The organism is Aeromonas sp. 55A (assembly GCF_051919665.1).
Taxonomy (GTDB): Bacteria; Pseudomonadota; Gammaproteobacteria; order Enterobacterales; family Aeromonadaceae; genus Aeromonas; species Aeromonas veronii.
In genome coordinates this window covers 2,902,211-2,922,984 of record NZ_JBQBEH010000008.1, presented here as the reverse complement: position 1 = coordinate 2,922,984, position 20,774 = coordinate 2,902,211, and the positions used below count along the sequence as shown (strand labels likewise).

16 protein-coding genes and 1 pseudogene are annotated in these 20,774 nt (G+C 56.3%); 10 read left to right on the top strand and 7 right to left on the bottom strand.

What is annotated here, in order from left to right:
* Nucleotides 1-128: 128 nt before the first annotated feature.
* The 3 genes from ACTG2G_RS17615 to ACTG2G_RS17605 all read left to right on the top strand — a co-directional run bounded on the left by ACTG2G_RS17615 (nt 129) and on the right by ACTG2G_RS17605 (nt 3,490).
* Nucleotides 129-785 (top strand): Bax inhibitor-1/YccA family protein, encoded by a 657-nt coding sequence (locus ACTG2G_RS17615; RefSeq protein ID WP_005338308.1) that lies wholly within the window; start codon nt 129-131, stop codon nt 783-785.
* A gap of 164 nt (nt 786-949) precedes the next feature.
* On the top strand, nt 950-3,115 hold the full coding sequence (yccS, locus tag ACTG2G_RS17610; protein WP_439985699.1) for a YccS family putative transporter: 2,166 nt from the start codon (nt 950-952) through the stop codon (nt 3,113-3,115).
* A 24-nt stretch (nt 3,116-3,139) separates the two neighbouring features.
* The gene (locus ACTG2G_RS17605; protein ID WP_019446869.1) at nt 3,140-3,490 is read left to right on the top strand and encodes a TusE/DsrC/DsvC family sulfur relay protein; all 351 of its coding nucleotides are present in this window, start codon (nt 3,140-3,142) and stop codon (nt 3,488-3,490) included.
* A 115-nt stretch (nt 3,491-3,605) separates the two neighbouring features.
* Here ACTG2G_RS17605 and ACTG2G_RS17600 read toward each other — a convergent pair whose 3' ends face one another.
* Nucleotides 3,606-4,520 carry a Gfo/Idh/MocA family protein gene (locus ACTG2G_RS17600; protein ID WP_439985698.1) on the bottom strand — a complete coding sequence of 305 codons (915 nt, stop codon included), beginning with the start codon at nt 4,518-4,520 and terminating at the stop codon, nt 3,606-3,608.
* A gap of 128 nt (nt 4,521-4,648) precedes the next feature.
* Nucleotides 4,649-5,530: a LysR family transcriptional regulator gene (locus tag ACTG2G_RS17595; protein ID WP_439985697.1), complete on the bottom strand. Its 882-nt coding sequence runs from the start codon at nt 5,528-5,530 to the stop codon at nt 4,649-4,651.
* Between the two features lie 105 nt (nt 5,531-5,635).
* Here ACTG2G_RS17595 and ACTG2G_RS17590 point away from each other — a divergent pair, with 105 nt between their 5' ends.
* From ACTG2G_RS17590 to ACTG2G_RS17570, 5 genes are all read left to right on the top strand, one after another.
* The gene (locus ACTG2G_RS17590; protein ID WP_204482905.1) at nt 5,636-6,244 is read left to right on the top strand and encodes a short chain dehydrogenase; all 609 of its coding nucleotides are present in this window, start codon (nt 5,636-5,638) and stop codon (nt 6,242-6,244) included.
* A 354-nt stretch (nt 6,245-6,598) separates the two neighbouring features.
* Nucleotides 6,599-7,228: a hypothetical protein gene (locus ACTG2G_RS17585; RefSeq protein WP_236351271.1), complete on the top strand. Its 630-nt coding sequence runs from the start codon at nt 6,599-6,601 to the stop codon at nt 7,226-7,228.
* 287 nt (nt 7,229-7,515) lie between these two features.
* The gene (locus ACTG2G_RS17580) at nt 7,516-9,015 is read left to right on the top strand and encodes a histidine-type phosphatase (protein ID WP_439985696.1); all 1,500 of its coding nucleotides are present in this window, start codon (nt 7,516-7,518) and stop codon (nt 9,013-9,015) included.
* 373 nt (nt 9,016-9,388) lie between these two features.
* A complete protein-coding gene (locus tag ACTG2G_RS17575; RefSeq protein ID WP_429011646.1) occupies nt 9,389-9,982 on the top strand; it encodes a hypothetical protein in 594 nt (197 codons plus the stop codon).
* Nucleotides 9,983-10,053: 71 nt separating this feature from the next.
* Nucleotides 10,054-11,406 carry a KAP family P-loop NTPase fold protein gene (locus ACTG2G_RS17570; protein ID WP_429011645.1) on the top strand — a complete coding sequence of 451 codons (1,353 nt, stop codon included), beginning with the start codon at nt 10,054-10,056 and terminating at the stop codon, nt 11,404-11,406.
* A gap of 182 nt (nt 11,407-11,588) precedes the next feature.
* Here the strand turns inward: ACTG2G_RS17570 and ACTG2G_RS17565 are convergent, their stop codons facing one another.
* From ACTG2G_RS17565 to ACTG2G_RS17550, 4 genes are all read right to left on the bottom strand, one after another.
* The gene (locus tag ACTG2G_RS17565; protein WP_439985695.1) at nt 11,589-13,898 is read right to left on the bottom strand and encodes a YgiQ family radical SAM protein; all 2,310 of its coding nucleotides are present in this window, start codon (nt 13,896-13,898) and stop codon (nt 11,589-11,591) included.
* A 224-nt stretch (nt 13,899-14,122) separates the two neighbouring features.
* Complete coding sequence (gene befA / locus ACTG2G_RS17560; protein WP_323912847.1) at nt 14,123-14,899, bottom strand: beta cell expansion factor BefA; 777 nt, start codon at nt 14,897-14,899, stop codon at nt 14,123-14,125.
* A 203-nt stretch (nt 14,900-15,102) separates the two neighbouring features.
* Complete coding sequence (gene pyk, locus ACTG2G_RS17555; protein WP_337072373.1) at nt 15,103-16,542, bottom strand: pyruvate kinase; 1,440 nt, start codon at nt 16,540-16,542, stop codon at nt 15,103-15,105.
* A gap of 174 nt (nt 16,543-16,716) precedes the next feature.
* On the bottom strand, nt 16,717-17,571 hold the full coding sequence (locus ACTG2G_RS17550; RefSeq protein ID WP_005334759.1) for a MurR/RpiR family transcriptional regulator: 855 nt from the start codon (nt 17,569-17,571) through the stop codon (nt 16,717-16,719).
* A 347-nt stretch (nt 17,572-17,918) separates the two neighbouring features.
* On the opposite strand from ACTG2G_RS17550, the pseudogene glk reads away from it, so the two are divergent.
* Nucleotides 17,919-18,890, top strand: a pseudogene (glk, locus tag ACTG2G_RS17545) (glucokinase); the annotation flags it as partial.
* A gap of 256 nt (nt 18,891-19,146) precedes the next feature.
* The gene (locus ACTG2G_RS17540; protein WP_439985694.1) at nt 19,147-20,109 is read left to right on the top strand and encodes an IS1595 family transposase; all 963 of its coding nucleotides are present in this window, start codon (nt 19,147-19,149) and stop codon (nt 20,107-20,109) included.
* Nucleotides 20,110-20,136: 27 nt separating this feature from the next.
* Here the strand turns inward: ACTG2G_RS17540 and ACTG2G_RS17535 are convergent, their stop codons facing one another.
* Nucleotides 20,137-20,637, bottom strand: coding sequence for an SRPBCC family protein (locus ACTG2G_RS17535; protein ID WP_421387673.1), 501 nt, complete (start codon nt 20,635-20,637; stop codon nt 20,137-20,139).
* Nucleotides 20,638-20,774: the final 137 nt, after the last annotated feature.

Genomic DNA, 20,774 nt, shown 5'->3' with positions numbered 1-20,774 from the left:
CAGGTGGCTTGAAATTGTTCCTCGTCATCCCTATTTGTTCTACATACAATGCGTAAACATGCAGTAACAAACAGCGATCACGAGGCGGCTGCTCGCCGTCTCACCCGGACATCAAGAGGACACCCAAGATGGATACCCGTTCTATCTACACTGGCACCCAAAGTGCCGTACGCGATACCAACAAGGTGCTGCGTAACACCTATATGCTGCTCTCCCTCACTCTGGGCTTCTCTGCCGTGGTGGCGGGGGTCGCTACCGTGATGAACATGCCGCCGCTGCACTGGGCCGTGTTCCTGATCGGTGTCTACGGTCTGATGTTCCTGACTGAGAAGAATCGCAACAACGGCATGGGGCTGGTCTTCACCTTCGCCCTGACCGGTCTGCTGGGCTATAGCCTGGGCCCCATCATCAACATGTACATGAACAATGGTGGTGGCGAGATCGTGATGACCGCCCTTGGCGGCACCGCGCTCACCTTCTTCGGTCTGTCGGCCTATGCCCTGACCACCAAGCGTGACCTCTCTTTCATCGGCGGCATGCTGTTCGTCGGTTTCTGGGTACTGCTGGTAGCCATGATTGCCAACATTTTCCTGCAGATGAGCGCCCTGAGCCTGGCTCTGTCCGCCATGTTCATGCTGTTCTCCTCCGGCGCCATCCTGCTGACTACCCAGCAGATCGTGCGCGGCGGCGAGACCAACTACATCTCTGCCACCGTCACTCTGTATGTCTCCATCTACAACATCTTCCTGAGCTTGCTGAGCCTGCTTGGCGGCAACCGCAACTAATCAAAAACCCCGCTTCGGCGGGGTTTTTATTGGCTCCTCTTTCTGTCAGGATAAGTTGTAAATCAAGGATATGAAGCGAAGTGGCCCTGATTTGGATCAGGGCCACTTCGCGCTTGGCGGGTTACTATCTCGCTCTCGTTTCGATCAAGGGTTTCACCTGTCTCATGCCGATGGATCTCTCTGGCCTGCTGCGCCGACTGCTGACCGATAGTCACATCTACTTCGCTCTCAAAGTGCTGCTGGCCATTCTCGGTCTGCTCGCCTTCACCCTGGCCACCGGCAATATCCAGCTCACCGTGCTGCTCTCCCTCGGGGTAGTGGCGGGTGCCATCGCCGAAACCGACGACAGCCTGTGGGGACGCCTCAAAAACCTCGCAATGACGCTGATCTGCTTCATGTTCGCGTCCCTCTGTGTGCAGTATCTCTACCCCACCCCCTGGTTGTTTGCCATCGGGCTGGCCAGCTCCACCTTTATCTTCGTGATGGTGGGGGCGCTCGGTGCCCGCTACGCCACCATCAGCTTCGGCTCGCTGCTGATCGCCATCTACACCATGCTGGGGGCCGCCAAGGCGCCGGATCTCTTCTACCAGCCGCTGGCCCTCGGCGCTGGCGCCCTCTGGTACGGGCTGGTCTCGTTTATCTGGCTCTGGCTGCTGCCCTACAAAACCCTGCACGAGCAGCTGGCCCAGAGCTACTTCGCCCTTGGCCGCTACCTGCTGGAAAAGTCCCGCTTCTTCCCTGCGGACGAGCACGGCGCCCAGGCCATTCGCCACAATCTGGCCCAGCTCAACATCAATCTGGTGAGCGCACTGACCCTAACCAAGTCGGCCCTCAACGCCCGCCTGAGCCGCCGCCATCCGGCAAGCCCCGAGCTTGCCAGCCTGCTGCGCCTCTACCTGCTGGCGCTGGAAATTCACGAGCGTGCCACCTCCAGCCACTACCCTTACAGCCGGCTGGAAGCGGAGCTCAAGCAGGGCATCGTACTGGAAGGATTTCAGGAGGTGTTCCTGCAACTCTCCGAGGCGTGCCAGCGGCTCGGTTACGCCATTCTGGTGCACAAGCCCTACGCCCATAACAAGCGCATCCACTGGACGCTGGAGGCCCTTGGCGATCAGCTGGAGTTCACCAATCTCAAGCAGCACTACCCGAAAACCCTGCTGACGCCGATGAAGTTCCTGCGCCGCAATCTGGCCAGCATCAACCAGCTGCTCGGCAGCGCCGAAGTGTTGCAAAACCCCGAGCAGCCGGAGCAAGAGCTGCCCGCATTGGCGCGCCCGCCCCGCCTGCCGCTGTTGGCCCAGCTCAAGCAGCACCTCACCTTGCACTCCATGGTGTTTCGCCACGCGCTGCGCCTCTCCTTGGGGCTGGTGATCGGCTACGGCATACTGCAAGCCTTTGATCTGGAAAAGGGCTACTGGATTTTGCTGACCGTGCTGTTTGTCTGCCAGCCCAGCTACAGCGCCACCCGCCGCCGACTGGTGCAGCGGATGCTCGGCACCTTCGCCGGTATTCTGGTGGGTATTCCGGTGCTCTGGCTCTTCCCTGAGCTGCACGTTCAGCTGGTGGTGATGGGGCTGGCCGCCTTCCTGTTTTTCACCCAGGTGCGCAACAACTACAGCGCCGCGGTCTGCTTTATCACCCTCTACGTGCTGATGGCGTTCAACCTGCTTGATGGTATCGGCTTTGCCATTCTCGGGCCCCGCCTGCTCGATACCCTGCTCGGCTGCCTGATCTCCTACGGGCTGGTGGCCTGGCTCTGGCCGGACTGGCAGTACAAGCGACTGCCGACCCTTATCGCCAACTCGCTCTCGGCCAACGCCCGCTATCTCTCGGCGGTGCTGGCGAGCCTCAAGCAGCAGCGGGACGAGTCCATCGACTATCGGGTGGCGCGCAAGAGCGCCCATCTGGCGGACAGCGAACTGGCCACCGCCTGGCAGAGCATGCTGGTGGAGCCGCACAAGCGCCGCCGCTTCCTCGATCTCTGCTTTACCCTCACCTGGCGCAACCACGCCCTGCTCTCCTACATCTCGGCGCTGGGGGCCCATCGCGACAAACTGGAGGCCATCAGCGGGCTGGATGAGGTGCGCCACCACATCTGCCACACCCTGGAGCAGGCCGCCGGTCATCTGGCGGGCAACCCCTCCAGCTCCATCGGTAGTCAGTGTCCCATTCTTTGCACGGACAGCAGCCCGGACAGCAGCGAGGAGCAGCTGATGCTGACCCAGCAGCTCAACCTGATCAGCGAGCTGGCGGATCAGCTGCTGCATCTGGCCAACGAGAGCCGGTTGCTCACCGGGGATCAAGGCGCTACCATGCCCGCCCAATCCTGATAGCCCCATTAGCGAGGAGCCCCCATGTCTGCGTCCGAAAAACATCAGCTGGAATTCAACGGCCAACTCATCGAGACCGATGCCAAGGGCTACCTGCTCAACAGCAACGACTGGAGCGAGGAGCTGGCGCTGGTGCTGGCGGCGCAGGAGGGGATCACGCTTGAGGAGCCGCACTGGGAAGTGGTGCGCTTTGTGCGCGCCTTCTATCTGGAGTTCAACACCTCCCCCGCCATCCGCGCGCTGGTCAAGGCGATGGAAAAACAGTACGGCCCCGAGAAGGGCAATAGCCGCTATCTCTACAAGCTGTTCCCGGAAGGGCCCGCCAAGCAGGCGACCAAGATTGGCGGCCTGCCCAAGCCGGTGAAGTGCATCTGATCCCATGCATCTCATCCCATAACAACGGGGGGCCGCAACTGCGGCCCCCCGTTGTGTTTGGTGCGCTATCTTCGCGTACCGTCCATTCATATACCTCGCACTGACTCGGCCAGCCTTATCCCCGCTTGTCAGCCAGCGCCACCAGCTGCTCCGCCAGCCGATGACCGTGCAGGTAGGAGGCGATCAGCTCGCTATCCGCCTTGCCGATTGCAATCTGCTGATACCAGTGCTCCAGCATGGCAGCAAAGCCGCGCTGGGCCAGCACCGGCTGCCAGTCGTTGGGGCTAAGCATCTGTGCCTGCTTGTCGCGGGTGATGATGCCGCGAGTGCAGTTCTCGAGGTGCAGGGAGAGGTTGTCGCCGTAGGCATCGATGCGCTCCTCGGTGATCCCGGCACTGCGGTTCATGCTGCCGCTGATGGCGCGATCGCCGCTCTGCCAGCTGACGCTTACCCCGGCCAACAGGCTGTGGTCCTTCGTATCCGGTCGCAAGACCGCATGGAAGTCGCCGTCCGGCACGCCGCCATAGAAGCAGAGGCTGTCGAGCACATGGATAAAGTCGTCGAACATAAAATCCCGTGCCTTGCCCGGCAGGGCGAAGCGGTGTTTCTGCCAGTTCAGCTCGGTGAGCGGCTGAGCCCGCACCTCGGCCATGGCGGGCAGATAGCGGCGGTTAAAGCCGGTAAAGAGGGGGCAATTTTGCGCGATGGCGAGATTGGCCAGCGCTTCTGCCTCGGCCAGATTATCGCACAGGGGCTTGTCGACAAAGGTGGGGATCCCTGCGCGCAGGCACTGCTCGGCCAGCTCGCGGTGAACGGCGGTGGCGGCGTGGATCATCACGGCGTCGGGGCGGCTGGCCAGCATGGCCGCCACGTCGGTAAAGCACTCGGCGACCCGATACTGGCGGGCCAGCTTTTCCAGCACCGCTGGATTGCGGGTGCAGAGCAGCGGGGTGACCCGCTCGTCGCTCGCCAGCAGCGGCAGATAGGCTTTCTGGGCGATATCCCCCAGACCAATCATGGCAATGCGCATCTCAACTCCTTTTCACTTGATAACGGGACAAGCGGATAACTGCCCGCACCATCGCAGGATTTGTCCCGCAGATCCAGCCTGCCGTTAGCGCGCTGGCTGGTGGCGGCCGCTCTGTGCAAACGGCGACGTTATCCGGGCATGGCAAGATCGCTGACCGACTTGATCACCTCGGCCAGCCACTCGATGGCGAGATTGCCCTGACTTTTGCGGTGTCTGCCGACCACCACCTCGAACGGCTGCGGCGCCCCGGCCAGCTCCAGCACACGAAAATCGCCGAGGGCGGCGATGGCCGACGGAATGCAAGCCGCCACGTCATTGACCGACATAAAGGCTTGCAGCGAGGTGTAACAGGGGAGCGTCGCCACCGCCGCGCTGGCAACCTGCTGCGGGCTCATCTGCCCTTCGAAATTGCCGACGCTGTTGGCGAACTGCACAAAGGGGATGGCCGCCAGATCCTGCGGGGCGTTGTCCGGAAGATATCGGGAGTCGCGGCGCAGCACGCAGCAGTAGTGATCCCGGCGCAGGGTGGCGCGCAGTAACCCCGGGTCGAGATAGGCATCAAAGCCAATCACCAGATCGACCTCGCCGCTGGCCAGCGCCTCCAGATGCTGCTCGGCCTGAAAGTCCACCACATCGAGCCGGATTGAGGGCGCCTGAGTGCGCAGAGCGCTCGCCAGCCTTGGGATAATGGCGAGCTGGGCATATTCGTTCGCCATCACCCTGAAGGTGCGCTCGCTGCTGGCGGGATCGAAGGGGGCAGCCACAAAGACCCCGTCGATATCGGCCAGGATCTGCTCGAACTTGTCAGCCAGCTCGCAAGCGTAGTCGGTCGGCTGCAACCCGGCGCTCTGGCGGATAAAGAGCTCGGCGGGAAAGATATCGCGCAGCTTTTTCAGATGGCTGCTCACCCCCTGTTGGGAGATCTCCAGCAGCTCGGCCACCCGCGACACACTCTTGTATCTCACCAGCAGCACCAGCACCCGCATCTGCCTGATATCGATCTTCTCCACCCTTACCTCACCAATTAAAGTTGTATCACATACAAACCACCCATTATTTACATTGTATCAGTGGCTCTCTAACCTTGCAGCTCTTCCAGCAAAGCGAGGTTAACGATGAAAACGGTCATTCTGATTGGTGCTCAGGGGAAAATGGGGCAAGCCGCCCTCAGTGGTCTGGGCAAGCACAAGGTCATTACCGCCAGCCGCTCCGGCGAGGGGTGTGATTTTCAGGTGGATATCACCAGCCGAGAGTCCATCGAGCGGCTCTACCAAAACGTGGGCTCCTTCGATGCGGTGGTCAATACCGCAGGATTTTGCGAATACGCCCCCTTTGGCGAGATGAGCGACGAGCAGTGGCAAACCACCATCCAGAGCAAGCTGATGGGCCAGATCAATCTGGTCAATGTCGGCCTCAACTACATCAATCAGGGGGGCTCCTTCACCCTGACCTCCGGCATCCTCAATATCAAGCCGATCCCGCTGGCCATTGCCGATGCCACCACCAGCGGCGCCATCGATACCTTTGTCCAGTGCGTGGCCCACGAGCTGCCCCGTGGCATTCGCATCAATGTGGTCAACCCGACCGTACTGGAAGAGGCGTGGGACGTATATGGCGAGATGATGCCGGGCTTCCAGCCGGTGCCGGGTGCTTTGGTCGGCAAGGCGTTTGAGCGCTCCGTCGATGGCTTTATTAGCGGCCAGGTGCTCTATGTCGATGCCTGATCTTTTTCAGGCCTGACCCCAATGCCTTTGTAATTCCTTGTCGATGTTTTTCCTCTTCCCCGAAAGCTCTGCTCTCGGGGCTTTTTGCATAGAGGAACCGGAGTAGCGACAAAATATGATTTCATTTCGACGGCGGCACACAGATTTATGTCATCCGGGTCACTGTCAGAGTGGCCTCGTTTGGCTTACTATGGCGCTCTTCTCCCTGTTGCCGTGCAAAGGGCTGTTGCAGACTATTTGCCAGAATGGATTACCGCTGACCAACGCCCTGTTTGGCCGCAGCTTATTGGCGCGGCCACTATTGCCTGTGCGCTATCGGCACTTATAAAACGCGTTATTTATGGATGTATAACGATGAAATCATCAATTGCACTCAAAGCCTTGTCGCCCTATATATTCGCAATATTGTCAGTTGGGCTGATATCCAGCGGATATCATGCGCTGCCGATCTATTGCGGCCTGGCCATTGTCGTCTATCCGGTGCTGGTTGCCATGCTGGCGGACGAGTGGGAAAAACAGGGGCTGGTCTATCGCGAATCAACCCAGGTCGAGGTTGATGTCAATGTGCGCGGGATCCTTATCAAAGAGCAGAGACGACATCTGGAGAACCTCTACTTTGTCTCGCCGGACGTGATGCAGACCAAACTCACCAGCCTCGCCCGTATCAAACTGCTGCTCTGCGGCGCCATGTTTGCCGTGTCGCTCTATGAACTCGCCCTGCAAGCCGAGGCTCAATTTGCCCTGCCCGCCGTCAATCTGCTGGATATATCCGGCCTGTTGATCGGCCTTGGCGCCGTGCTGTTTCTCGGCCACTGTGCGAGAAAAAGCCTCTCTCTCTATGGGACCTGTCGCCATAAAAACTATCTGGTGCAGAGTCATAACGAACCCGGCGTCCAGCTCTATAGCGCAGCCATTTCTACCAAGGCGGCAAACCTGCAAGTGACCCATACCCGCATGTTCGATGCCTTATTGGCGTGGTATTAAGCAACCCTTAATTGGCAACCTTTAATTCCCCCCCTTTGGATCAAGATGACGGGTCTGGAGGTAAGGCAATAAGGCCCCATCCCAAACGCGCTCACTGACCACTCAGCCGTGACCGGCGCAGTGGTTGGTTGAGCCTCTATTGCCCTCCCTGTAGCCATCCTCTCTCCCCTCCCCTTGCTTACGGCTTTATCAGAAGTCATCAGCCTGTCATCTGGCTGACATCCCGCGGTCATTTTCAAGTCATAGAGTTTTTCACTTATTTTTCATATGGATAGATAAGGAACATCATGACTTTCCCGCGCTCTTCTTATGTGGCTTTGGCCGTCTCGCTGGTCTTGCTTGGTGGCTGCCAGTCAGAGAACGAATCGTCTGCCGACAACCAGGGCAAAACCGCCTACCAATACAGCACCAAAGCGGTCTACAGCCCGCAGCAGCAGGCGGAGAGCTACGAGCCAGCGCCTCAGGGGTTCAGCCCGGTCTTTACCGAAATGGTGGCGCGCCACGGCTCGCGCTCCCTCTCCAGCCCGAAATATGACGTGCTGACCAAGCTGGTATGGGAAGAGGCGCAGCGTCAGGGGGCGCTCACCACTCTCGGGCAGGGGCTGGGAGGCAAGGTCGATCTGGTGACGGCCGCCAACCAGAAACTGGGCTATGGCCTGCTCTCGGCGCTGGGCAAGGAGGAGCACGCCAATCTCGCCACCCGACTGGCGGCGCGGCTGCCGACCCTGCTCAACAGCAGCGAGCCCCACTGCATCAAGGTGGTCACCTCGGGCAAGGACAGGGCCAACGAAAGCGCCTTTTACTTTATGGAGAGCCTCAAGCGCGACGTGAACTATGTCAGCGACTCGGCGCAGTGCTACCTCACGCAGGATGACCCCTCGAAGATCGACAAAAAGCTGGTCAACAAGTTCGAGCTCTACTTCCACAAGACCACCCCCGAGGGGGATTACGCCAACTACCTGCCCGCCTATGAGAGCTACCAGCGCTTTATCGGCGACGAAGATGCCGGAATCGCACCGGCTCCCGAGCTGGCCAGGGCGCTGGAGCAGCTTAAAAACCTGAGCAAGACCAAAGAGATGGCCCGCAGCATGCTGGAGCGTATCTACAGCAAGGGCTTTGTCGACTATCTGGCGGGCGGCGTCGAGTTTGTCGCCATCAATCCGGAAGATGGCGGCATGACCTATGTGCGCGACGAAGTGGATGCGGCCCTGATGCTCTACAACCTCTTTATCATCGGCCCCGGCATGATCCGCGAAGCGCAGGCACAGGGCAGCGAACCCTGGGCGCTGGAGCAGTTCCTCACTCCGGAGGAGTCTGCCTGGTTCTCCTACCTCTCCGATGCGGAAGATTTCTACGAGAAGGGGCCGAGCTTTGCCAACCAGAGCGCCCCCTACGCCATTGCCCAGCCGCTGCTCGACGGCCTGTTTGGCGAGGTGCAGCGTCAGGTGGTGGAGGGCGAGCAGAGCCGACGGGCCACCCTGCGCTTTGCCCATGCCGAAGCCATTATCCCCCTCGCCGCCCTGATGAAGCTGGAAGGGAGCCGTCAGGGGGCCAGCCCGGATCAGCTGTTCAGCCAGCAGAACAACGAGTGGCGCGGCGGCTGGGTCTCCCCCTATACCGCCAATATTCAGTGGGATATCTACCAGAACGGGCAGCGGCAGGTGCTGGTCAAGATGCTCTATAACGAAAAGGAGATCGCCTTTAAAACGGGCTGCCAGCCCTACCGAAGCGGCAGCCACTACTACGACTTCGAGGAGCTCAAACGCTGCTACGGCTATAACGGCTAACCCTTCGCGCGCCGGATATGGCAATCACCAGGGGCGACCATCATGTCGCCCCAATTCACTCCCTTCCCTGCTTGCCAAAGCGGGATATGGCTATAAAGCCACCTTCCAGTTCCATTTGCTGATCAAGCTCAAAAAACGATTAGTTTCTGATAGTTAAGTCATTTTAAGGCTCGCCTCGGCAGTTTCGTTTGGCTTACCATGGCCATTCAGAACCTGTTGAGCTGCGATGGGTTGCTGCTATCGCGGGTCAAGGGAGCATATTGGAAGCTGTAATCCACGGGCGGTAGCGTGGAAGCTCCACTCCGAAATGAAGGAGACTCTAAATATTCCTTCACTGCTTTAATATCACTGAAATAATTAATTGTGAGAAACAATGAAAATCAATAGTTTTTACTTAGAGCTAAGAGGCGATTTACTGAAAGTCATTAGTGGAGTGGAAAATTCAGGTGGATGTATTTACTGGGATAATACAACCCCTAATTACATGATTAAGAATAAACTGGAAAACATATATAGTGCTTATTTTAAGCTAGCATCAAAATATTTCGGAATATATAAGGTGACTCGGCATACCAGTTGCCATAACAAAGGTCACTATAATGTTGATGATGGGTACCCAACAACAAATGAACATGGCATATCAGTAAAATACAACGACCCCATGTACATATGGACAGGCATTCAGCTTTATCAAGGTGAACGAAAATGCATATGTCCTTGCGATAAAAAAAACAAAGTATCCACTCACACTGTTATAGATGAAATAATTTATCGAAAAATAAATAGCCACAAGGTGGACACTAAAAAAATCACTGAAATTCTCAGCGACATACTGATTGCAATAGAAAATTCTGAGGATAGAAAACCGAGATCAGCCATCAGGGAACGCTTACTAATGGCCATTATTAGAATAAATGACCAACTTCTTCCAATGCCCATGGATGAGTTTATCAAAAAATATTTTTAGTCATGCAAAATTAAAATTCAAGGTCAGCAATCGCAGTGTAAATATTTTTTCTATCGATAAAAAGGAATGATATGAAATTCGTAACACCCAGCCTTGTAATTGAACAGGGTGATGGATTTAAGAATGATGTGCTTCAGAGAAAATATTTTGGTGAAGCTTTATTAAATATGGTAACAAGAACTACAGATGACCTTGTAATATCCATTGATGGTCAATGGGGAGAAGGTAAGACAACTTTCGTTAAGATGTGGCAAGGGCTTTTGAAAGAAAATGGAGTTCCTAGCATATACATTGATGCATTTCAGAATGACTACACTGATGATGCCTTTATATCAATAGCCAGTTCTATAAATACATATGTAGAACAATACGCTCCCGAAACTGAGGCTAAAGCCCATTTTTCAGATAAGGCAAAAAAAGTAGGTATTCGCCTTCTCTCGTGGAGTGCAAAAATAGGAATAAAGGCGGCTACTCTTGGTGCTATCAAGAGCTCAGATATCGAAGCTCTGTCAGAAATAGGGAGTGATATTGCTTCTGACACATCGGAAAGTATTTCTGCATTAATTCAAGAAAGACTGAGCTCACATACAAAAGAGAGTGAGCTTATTCAAAGCTTCAAAGAGTCATTGTCAGAAATTCCAAACGCTATAAAAGAGAATAGAAGTGGGCGTTTAGTTATTATTATTGATGAATTAGACAGATGTCGACCATCATTCGCTGTAGAGATCCTTGAGAAAATTAAACATTTTTTCTCCGTAAAAAATGTTGTTTTTGTTCTGGTTATGCATAAATCACAGCTAGAAGAAGCGATTAAGTCTGTATATGGTGAAAATATTGATGCTCACACTTATTTACATAAATTTATAAACATTGAAACTTCTCTTCCCAAAAGATTAAATAGCTATCATGGCCATGACATAAGCGCCTATATAAATAGATTGCTACAATTGCATGAACTAGAACTATGGGGAGATGAACATAATATACATGATTGTCTAAAGCCTCTTGGTCAACACTTCAATTTATCACTCCGACAACTAGAAAAGGTTTTTACAAACCTAGCTATTATTTACAGTACATCAGAAAAAAACCATCTCAGATTGGTTCCTATTATTACTTTCGTAAGCACGCTAAAAGTAGTTAATCCGGGATTATTTAAAAAAGTTTCCCAAGGTAGCATTTCCTATACTGAGCTGAGCTCTGCAATTGGCCTATGGAATGAAGATGAATCCATTATGGACACCGCTCTTTCTTGGATGATGAATTGGGTTAGATACACGATTTTATCTGATCAAGAATATGAAGCAATCGATGGTACAGACAAAATAAAAAAATTAGATCAAGCGTATTGGCAATATAATATTGAACGAAAAAGAATCATTCAAATTTTTTGTGAAAAATTATGTCTATTTAAGATCGGTTAATCATTGGGAAATAATATAACTTAATAGAGAACACTGTAATAACTTTAAAATAGCCTGCACCCACTACATTAATCATTCTCCATACACTCCATACACTCCATACACTCCATACAATACGTTCAAATAAAAAGGCGACCATCCGGTCGCCTTTATTATTTCTATCGATTTCCAATCAGGAAAACTTACCGAGCCGGTCGCTTGGCACCATTTCCTTTGGCTGCAGGCTTGCTGCCTTGAGTGACGGGTTTGGCACCCGGCTTGGCCGAGCCTGCGCGGGTCGGCGCCTTGCCCTTATGGGCGGGTTTTCCGGCAGGTTTGCCATTAGCCGCCCCTTTCTGCAACTGGGAACCCACTGGCTTGCCGCCCGTCGGCTTGTTGCCTGTGCCGTTGCCGCGCTGATGGGCAATGTTACTGTGGCGAGTCAGGGCCGGTTTCATCCCCTTGCCAGTGGCGGCACGCTCGTTACGCCCTTCCGCAGGCACCAGACAGCCGGGGCCGTTGCCAATCAGGTGGCCCTTGCCCATGGCGAGCAGGGCTTCGCGGATCATCGGCCAGCCAGCGGGATCGTGGTAGCGCAGCAGTGCCTTGTGCAGGCGGCGACGGCGCTCGCCCTTGGCGACAAACACATCGCCACCGGTACGGCTCACCTTGTTTAACGGGTTTTTCTCCGTGTAATACATGGTGGTGGCGTTGGCGAGCGGCGACGGATAGAAGTTCTGCACCTGATCGAGCTTGAAGCGGTTCTCTTTGACCCAGAGCGCCAGATTGATCATGTCTTCATCCGTGGTGCCCGGGTGGGCGGAGATGAAGTAGGGGATCAGGTACTGCTGCTTGCCCGCCTCTTTGGAGTATTTGTCGAACAGCTCCTTGAACTGGTAGTAGCTGCCCATGCCCGGCTTCATCATCTTGGAGAGCGGCCCCTCCTCGGTGTGTTCCGGCGCAATCTTGAGGTAGCCGCCGACGTGGTACTTGGCCAGCTCCTTGATATAGCGGGGATCTTCGACCGCGATGTCGTAACGCACGCCGGAGGCGATGAGGATCTTCTTGATCCCCTTGAGGTCGCGCGCCTTGCGATAGAGGTTGATGGTCGGACTGTGGTCGGTGTCCATGTGCGGGCAGATGGTGGGCCAGACACAAGAGGCGCGACGGCAGGTCTGCTCGGCCTTGGGGCTCTTGCAGCGCAGCTTGTACATGTTGGCGGTGGGGCCGCCCAGATCCGAGATGACGCCGGTAAAGCCCGGCACCTTGTCGCGGATATCTTCGATCTCTTTGAGGATCGACTCTTCCGAGCGGCTCTGGATGATGCGCCCTTCGTGCTCGGTGATGGAGCAGAAGGAGCAGCCGCCAAAGCAGCCGCGCATGATGTTGACCGAGGTCTTGATCATCTCGAACGCCGGGATCTTCTCGTTGCCATAGGCCGGGTGCGGCACCCGCTGGTAGGGCAGGCCGAAGACGCCGTCCATCTCCTCGGTTTCGAGCGGGAAGGCGGGAGGGTTGACCCAGACGATGCGATCGCCGTGGGCCTGCGACAGGGCACGGGCACAGCCGGGGTTGGTCTCGTGGTGCAGAATGCGCGAGGCGTGGGCGTAAAGCACCTTGTCCTCTTTCACCCGCTCGAACGCCGGCAGCTTCACATAGGTTTTTTCCCACGGCTTGGGCTTGGCCGGCTGCACCAGCACAGGCTGGGCTTCCTGCGCGGCAGGTGCCGCTTCGGTGGCGTCGTCAGAACAAGGAGCCCCTTCCATATAGGGGTTCATGATGGGATCGATGCGGCCAATCTGGTCGAGCTTGCTCGAATCCACCCCTTTCCAGCCCGGCAGCGGCTCCTTGCGGATGACGGCAGTGCCGCGAATATCCTGCATGGTGTCGATGCTCTCCCCCGCTGCGATGCGGTGGGCCACTTCCACCAGCGGCCGCTCGGCGTTGCCGTAGATGAGGATATCGGCCTTGGCATCGAGCAGGATGGAGCGGCGGATGGTCTCGGACCAGTAGTCGTAGTGGGCGATACGGCGCAGGGATGCTTCGATGCCGCCGATAACGACGGGCACCTCTTTGAAGGCTTCTTTACAGCGCTGGGTATAGACCAGGGTGGCGCGATCCGGCCGCTTGCCGCCCACATCCCCCGGGGTGTAGGCGTCATCGTGGCGCAGCTTTTTGTCAGAGGTGTAGCGGTTGATCATGGAGTCCATGTTGCCCGCGGTGACCCCGAAGAAGAGGTTCGGTTTGCCCAGACGCATAAAGTCATCCTTCGATGACCAGTCCGGCTGGGCGATGATGCCGACCCGAAAGCCCTGCGCCTCCAGCATCCGGCCGATGACCGCCATGCCGAAACTCGGGTGATCCACGTAGGCATCCCCCGTCACCAGAATGACGTCGCAGCTGTCCCAACCGAGCTTGTCCATCTCTTTGCGGGACATGGGCAGGAAGGGCGCCGTGCCGTAGCACTCGGCCCAATAGCGGGGATAGGAGAAAAGGTTGGGTACCGGCTGCATTTTGAACACCTGGAAAAATTCGGGTCGCGCATTATACCGGTTGCAGCCAAGGGGGGCGATGGCTTTTTGTCCCCAGCATTCGCACGGGAAAAGGCGCTTTGCCATCCAACACCCGCATCACGCCACCACAAACAAGCACGCCCGCAGGATGAGTGCGGGCGATCTTTGACTGCAACTGCCGCACGGTGAGCAGGGCAAATGCCGAGGGCTCACCGCCTTAATGGTTACTGACTCAAATCCTTGTCGATCCAGTATTTGGAGCCGGAGATGTTGGCATCGAACAGCAATCCCTTCTCGCCGATCTGGTAGATGGCCATGCCGCCGTTGTATTTGGCGGTAAGCTCGGCGCTCTCCTTGCCAGCTACCACGCCCACTTCTGAGGTGGCCTCCCAACCCTGGGTCACGAAGGCATCGAATCTGGCTTTGTCTTCAAACAGGATCACCTGCTGATAGAACTTGCCACCGATACCGGCCGCCAGCCCCGCGCCAAACATCTTCATATAGGTGTGTTTGCCACTCTTGCGATTGATGGCCACCCCGGCGCCCTGATTGGTATGCAGCATCAGGGAGAACTTGCGCGAATCGAATACTGCGTAGCCATACGCCTTGTCAAACAGCAACTTGGCTGAAGGCTGTTCATTGAACAGGCGCACCAGTGCCGTGTCGGCCATGGTGTTGAGCGCCACCCGCGCCTCCTGCGGGGTTTTGGGCTCCAGCATCTCGTCGAGCTTCTTGTCGGCTACCTTCAGCCACTCCTTGCCAGTGGCGATGCTCTTGTCGGTCCAGACCCCGGCGGTATTGAACGCCTCTTCACCCCAGGCAGAGATGGAGGCCCAGCTCTTTTTGGAGAAGTCGCTGACATCCTGCCATACCTCCTTGCTAGTCTCACTCACGGCGGTGCCGAGATCGGCGGCGGCAGCCTTCAGTTTCTCCCAGTCGGCATGGCTGGGTGACACCACCAACGTCAGTGACAGGGCCAGCAACCAGTTACGCTTGTTCATTTTTTCACTCCCGTATTGTCGAGTGTCTGGGTTATCCTGCGATCCCCTACAACAGGCTACCCGGTGAAAATCACTCCCGCATTATCGGAAGGGGAATCCGGTTAAGCAATCATTGAGTCCTGTTTATCCCGCCACAGCCCGAAATAAAAAGGCTGCTCATCAGAGAGGAGCAGCCTTGTTGAACACTGTAAAACCGGACGGGCTTATTCGACCATCATCACCTTGCAGGTGTTGGTACTGCCGACGGTTTCCATCTTGTCACCGTGGGTCAGCAGTACCATGTCACCGCTTTGCAGCAGCCCCTTCTCCTTGAGCACGGCCAGCGCGTCGCGACACACTTCGTAGACCGGCTTGGTCTCGTCACCGTCGAACAGCACCGGGGTCACGCCACGGTAGAGGTTGGTCCAGGCCAGGGTCTTGTTGTGGGGAGACATGGCGAAGATCGGCAGACCGGAGCTGATACGGGACATCAGCAGCGGAGTGGTGCCCGATTCGGTCAGCGCCACGATCGCCTTGACCCCTTCCAGGTGGTTGGCTGCGTACATGGTGGACATGGCAACCGCCTCTTCCACCGAGGTGAAGGTGTAGCTCATGCGGTGATTGGAAACGTTCAGGCTCGGGTGCTTTTCGGCACCGACACAGACGCTCGCCATGGAGGTCACAGTCTCGATGGGGAACTGACCGGCGGCGGTTTCGGCAGAGAGCATCACCGCATCGGTACCATCCAGCACGGCGTTGGCGACGTCCATGACCTCTGCACGAGTCGGCAGCGGCGCGTTGATCATCGATTCCATCATCTGGGTAGCGGTGATCACCACACGGTTGAGACGACGGGAGTGACGGATCAGCTTCTTCTGCACGCCAACCAGCTCGGGGTCACCGATCTCGACGCCCAGATCGCCACGGGCGACCATCACGGCATCAGAGCCGAGGATGATATCTTCCATCGCTTCGTCAGTGGCGACAGTCTCGGCGCGCTCAACCTTGGCCACGATCTTGGCATTGGAGCCAGCTTCGCGAGCCAGTTCGCGGGCGTAACGCAGGTCATCACCGCAGCGCGGGAAGGAGACGGCCAGATAATCTACGTTCATCAGCGCGGCTGTCTTGATATCTTCCTTGTCTTTCTCGGTCAGGGCTGGCGCGGAGAGACCGCCCCCTTTCTTGTTGATGCCCTTGTTGTTGGAGAGCGGGCCCGCCACAGTCACAGTGGTGTGGATGCGGGTGCCTTCCACGCTCTCGACTTTCAGTTGTACACGGCCATCGTCCAGCAACAAGATGTCACCCGGCACCACATCATTTGGCAGGCTCTTGTAGTCGATGCCGACCTGCTCCTGACAACCTTCACCCTTGCCCAGGGCTGCATCCAGCACGAACTTGTCACCGATGGCGAGATAGATCTTGCCGTCTTTGAAGGTGGATACACGGATTTTCGGGCCTTGCAGGTCACCCATGATGGCAACGTGGCGGCCGAGCTTGGCAGCAATGTCACGCACCTGATTGGCGCGCTGGATATGATCTTCAGGAGTGCCGTGAGAGAAGTTCATCCGCACCATGTCGGCGCCAGCGCGGATAATCCCTTCGAGGATCCCTTCGCGGTCGGTGGCCGGACCAAGTGTGGTTACAATCTTTGTACGTCTAGGCATGAAAGACTCCAATATGAAGTTGAGATAACTTGAGATTCTGCCCCATCAAGCCGATGGCTCGATGCACCCGCTAGCAAACCATCCGGGTGGTTTTTGTTATTAAGTTACAATACCACATCAAGACTACACCAAGGAGGGTGGCATAGACAGTCGGGGGCCAAAGCCCCCGACGATTCAGGAAGAGTGTGGTGTTTCAAAGCGGGATTCACGCAATCCCTCTTTTACCTTCTTCAGGTTTTCACGAAATTTCATCCCCCGGCGCAGGGTAAATCCGGTTGCCAGCACATCCACCAGCGCCAGCTGCGCGATGCGGGAAGCCATCGGCATGTAGACATCGGTATCTTCCGGCACATCCATGGAGAGCACCAGGTTGCACTCGCGCGCCAGTGGGGAATCCTTGGCGGTCATGCCGATGACGGTGGCGTCGTTCTCGCGCGCCAGCGCGGCGATCTCGACCAGCGCCTTGGTGCGGCCGGTATGGGAGATCAGCACCACCACGTCCCCTTCGCTGCTGTTGATGCAGCTCATGCGCATCATGACGATATCGTCAAAGCTCACCACCGGGATATTGAAGCGGAAGAACTTGTTCTGGGCATCGCGGGCAACGGCGGAGGAGGCGCCGAGGCCAAAGAAGCTTATCTTCTTGGACTGGGTCAGGATATCGACACAGCGGTTGATGGCCGAGATATCCAGGCTGTTCTTGGCTGCATCCAGACAAGCCATGGTGGATTCGAAGATTTTGGCCGTGTAGGTATCGGGGCCGTCTTCTGCTTCCACATGACGATTGACGTAAGGAGTGCCATTGGCCAGGCTCTGGGCCAGATGGAGTTTGAAATCGGGGAAGCCTTTGGTATCGAGGCGACGGCAAAAACGGTTGACGGTCGGTTCACTGACGTCGGCCATTTTGGCCAGGGCGGCGATGCTGGAGTGGATGGCGGTCTGGGGAGACGCCAGGATCACCTCGGCAACCTTGCGTTCTGATTTACTGAAACTTTCCAGGTTGTTCGTAATTTTATCAAGGGTATTCATCATCACCACCAGACGTTTTTGTAATTTAGCTTCAGTGTCTTTGCACTAAATCTACGGCTAAGCAGGTTTCCAATCAAGCTGATGACTATACAAGACAAGCGGTTATCGCAACTAACGCCTGCCGTACAAAGTATGACTCATCTCTAATTATTTCGTACTTTTCGTTACAAAACGTCACCTCACTGTGAAACCGCTTACAAATGTTGCAAAGCAACAACACTGTGAGCAGGCGCACGTTTGTATCGATCCGGCGGGTGAGTGAGCCTGAGCTCGGATAGAATGGGCCGTCATAATCCAACAATAATGTCGGGACACCACAGTCGTCCCCATCCTGTAACGAAGGAGTTGTTATGCAGCATACCCATGCGCTGGTCGGCGATGTCGGCGGTACCAATGCGCGTCTGGCCCTGTGTGAGCTGGCCACCGGTACTATCTCTCAGGCAAAGACCTACTCAGGTCTGGCCCATCCCAGCCTTGAAGCCGTGGTTCGCCTCTATCTGGAGGAACACAAGGTCGAGGTGGCTGAAGCCTGCATCGCCATCGCCTGCCCCATCAATGGTGACTGGGTCGCCATGACCAACCACAGCTGGGAGTTCTCCATCAGCGAGATGCAGAGCAATCTCGGGCTGGCGCGCCTGCAAGTAATCAACGACTTTACCGCGGTCTCGATGGCGGTACCGGTATTGGCCGAATCGGATCGCATCCGGCTGGGCGGCGCCGCACCGGTGGCTGGCAAACCCATCGCCATCTATGGAGCGGGCACCGGCCTTGGGGTTGCGCATCTGGTCAAGGCGGGCGATCAGTGGTTGAGCCTGCCGGGCGAAGGGGGTCATGTGGATTTTGCCGCCAACACCGAAGAGGAAGATGCGGTGCTGCAGGTGATGCGTGGCGAACTGGGCCATGTCTCGGCCGAGCGTTTCTTATCCGGCCCGGGCCTGGTCAATCTCTATCGCGGGCTGGTGAAATCCGATGGTCGTGAGCCGGAGCCGTTCGCTCCCAAAGACATCACCGAACGGGCGCTGGCGGGCGAGTGTCTGGATTGCCGCCGCACCCTGAGCCTGTTCTGCGTGCTGATGGGCCGCTTTGCCGGCAACCTGGCGCTCAATATGGGCACCTTTGGTGGCGTCTATATCGCAGGGGGCATAGTGCCGCGCTTCCAGGAGTTCTTCACCAGTTCCGGTTTCCGGGTTGCCTTTGAAGACAAGGGCCGTTTCAAATCCTACCTCAAGGATATTCCGGTATTCCTGATCACCCATGAAGGACCTGGCCTGCTCGGCGCTGGCGCTTACCTGCGCCAGTCGATGGGGATTACCATCTGATTGTAAGGTGGAGTGAAACTGAAACATCCGTGGTTCAGCATCGATTCAGTGTGGATGGCATATAGTAGTGGCACGTAACCAAGAGGGTTGTACTTCACAAGGAGTGGAAAGCGACTCTCATCCGCTGGATACGTTTGTCACCTGACAAGCCTGAACTGTTTCAACCGGCCTTTTGGCCGGTTTTTTTTAGGCTATGTCCCAATTACGTGTTGAAAGGATAATCTTGAAGTAGGCCATCACCTTGAGGTCTACCATCATGGATACCCCAGCCTTTCAACACCTGTTGTCCCTTTTTCCCCAGTTAACCCTGCGCCAGCGCCGTGTTGCTCAGCAGGAGCTTACTGCACCCCACACCATTACCTCGCTCAATACTCAGTTACCGGCATGCAGTGGCTGCCCCCATTGTCAGGCCGATGTTACCCAGCTGGCGCCTTGGGGATGGAGTCGGGGACTGCGCCGCTACCGTTGCAAACTGTGTCTGCGCACCAGCACCGTTCTGACCAAGACGCCCTTGGCCAGATTGCGTAAAGCACAGTGCTGGGAAGACTACGCGCAAGCTCTCATCGAAGGACTGACTGTCCGCCAGGCCGCGCGGCGCTGTGGGGTCAGCAAAAACACCGCGTTCCTCTGGCGTCACCGATTCTTGCGCGCGATGGCAACCCATCAGGCCACCCGGGAAGAGGACATCGTTGAGGTTGATGAGACCTTCTTCCTTGAATCGTTCAAGGGGCAGCGGGGACTGCCGCGTCCGGCACGTCATCGCGGTGGTAAAGGTCGAACTCGTGGAGCCGGGCCAGATTACATCCCGGTGATGGTGGTACAAGACCGTGCAGGCCACCATGCGGATTTCCAGTTGGAGAAAATAGATGCCGAGACGGTCATCGCGGTGTTGAAGCCGTTGGTGTCACCGGATGCGGTGCTGTGTAGCGATGGAGCGGGTGTGTATGCCTGTTTCAGCAAAGAACAGGGTGTAACCCATCAGGTGGTGCGCAATCGTCAAGGCGAACGGGTGGTCGGTGCGTATCACACCCAGCACGTAAACGGGTATCACCATCGGTTGAAAGAGTGGATGGAGCGGTTCCATGGCGTGGCAACGCACTACCTGAAGAACTACCTGGGTTGGCGCAGGATGCTGGAGCGTTACGGAAAAGGCGTAAATATCAAAGCATGTTTGCATGAGGCGCTGGGGCGCCCCATGCAACACGTAATTGGGACATAGCCTTTTTTTTATCTCTGTGCCCCGAAATTACTGGGACAACGCCTTCAGCTGTGCCTGGTCGGGCGGGTTGTTCCAGTCGATGGGGCCATGGGTAAAGCGGTACTGCAGCCGTGGCAGGCTGGTCTCCAGCCACTCTTCCCTAAAGTAGGCATACCCCTGATTCCAGTCAGGATCATTGGCCCAACCGGTTTGCAGGAAGTAGAGGCGAGTGCCCTGCCCTTCCGGCACAAAGCGCAGACAAACCTGAGTCTTCTGCTGACGAATATGGGGCAGACTGGGCGGAAAATTCCAACTAAAACTGAGCAAATCATAGGGCATGACAGCCATGACCCTGCACCCTTCACTGCCCCGTTCACCCAGTGGAGCATCAGGCCTGAAGTAGATTTCGAAGGGGCCATTCGGTTCGGCTACCATCAAACACTCGGGAGCCAGAAAACTGCGCAGACCACTCTCTGTCGTCCAGGCGTGCCACACGTCATCGATATGAGCCGGAACAAAAATGTTGCCTTCAATCTGTTTATTGTCCATAAATCAACAATCCTCACGCCATCCATACAGGGGACTTCGGCAGTATAGCCCCATGACAAATGTATTGGACAGCCCTTAATCACACCCTTGTCATTTGCCCCAGATAACCTTGCCCGCGTGCAACAGGGAACAGTGAC

Coding starts and splice junctions, on each gene's coding strand:
- ACTG2G_RS17615 (WP_005338308.1), top strand. CDS start 129: ATGGATACCCGTTCTATCTACACTGGCACCCAAAGTGCCGTACGCGAT.
- yccS (WP_439985699.1), top strand. CDS start 950: ATGCCGATGGATCTCTCTGGCCTGCTGCGCCGACTGCTGACCGATAGT.
- ACTG2G_RS17605 (WP_019446869.1), top strand. CDS start 3,140: ATGTCTGCGTCCGAAAAACATCAGCTGGAATTCAACGGCCAACTCATC.
- ACTG2G_RS17600 (WP_439985698.1), bottom strand. CDS start 4,520: ATGCGCATTGCCATGATTGGTCTGGGGGATATCGCCCAGAAAGCCTAT.
- ACTG2G_RS17590 (WP_204482905.1), top strand. CDS start 5,636: ATGAAAACGGTCATTCTGATTGGTGCTCAGGGGAAAATGGGGCAAGCC.
- ACTG2G_RS17585 (WP_236351271.1), top strand. CDS start 6,599: ATGAAATCATCAATTGCACTCAAAGCCTTGTCGCCCTATATATTCGCA.
- ACTG2G_RS17580 (WP_439985696.1), top strand. CDS start 7,516: ATGACTTTCCCGCGCTCTTCTTATGTGGCTTTGGCCGTCTCGCTGGTC.
- ACTG2G_RS17575 (WP_429011646.1), top strand. CDS start 9,389: ATGAAAATCAATAGTTTTTACTTAGAGCTAAGAGGCGATTTACTGAAA.
- ACTG2G_RS17570 (WP_429011645.1), top strand. CDS start 10,054: ATGAAATTCGTAACACCCAGCCTTGTAATTGAACAGGGTGATGGATTT.
- ACTG2G_RS17565 (WP_439985695.1), bottom strand. CDS start 13,898: ATGCAGCCGGTACCCAACCTTTTCTCCTATCCCCGCTATTGGGCCGAG.
- befA (WP_323912847.1), bottom strand. CDS start 14,899: ATGAACAAGCGTAACTGGTTGCTGGCCCTGTCACTGACGTTGGTGGTG.
- pyk (WP_337072373.1), bottom strand. CDS start 16,542: ATGCCTAGACGTACAAAGATTGTAACCACACTTGGTCCGGCCACCGAC.
- ACTG2G_RS17550 (WP_005334759.1), bottom strand. CDS start 17,571: ATGAATACCCTTGATAAAATTACGAACAACCTGGAAAGTTTCAGTAAA.
- ACTG2G_RS17540 (WP_439985694.1), top strand. CDS start 19,147: ATGGATACCCCAGCCTTTCAACACCTGTTGTCCCTTTTTCCCCAGTTA.
- ACTG2G_RS17535 (WP_421387673.1), bottom strand. CDS start 20,637: ATGGACAATAAACAGATTGAAGGCAACATTTTTGTTCCGGCTCATATC.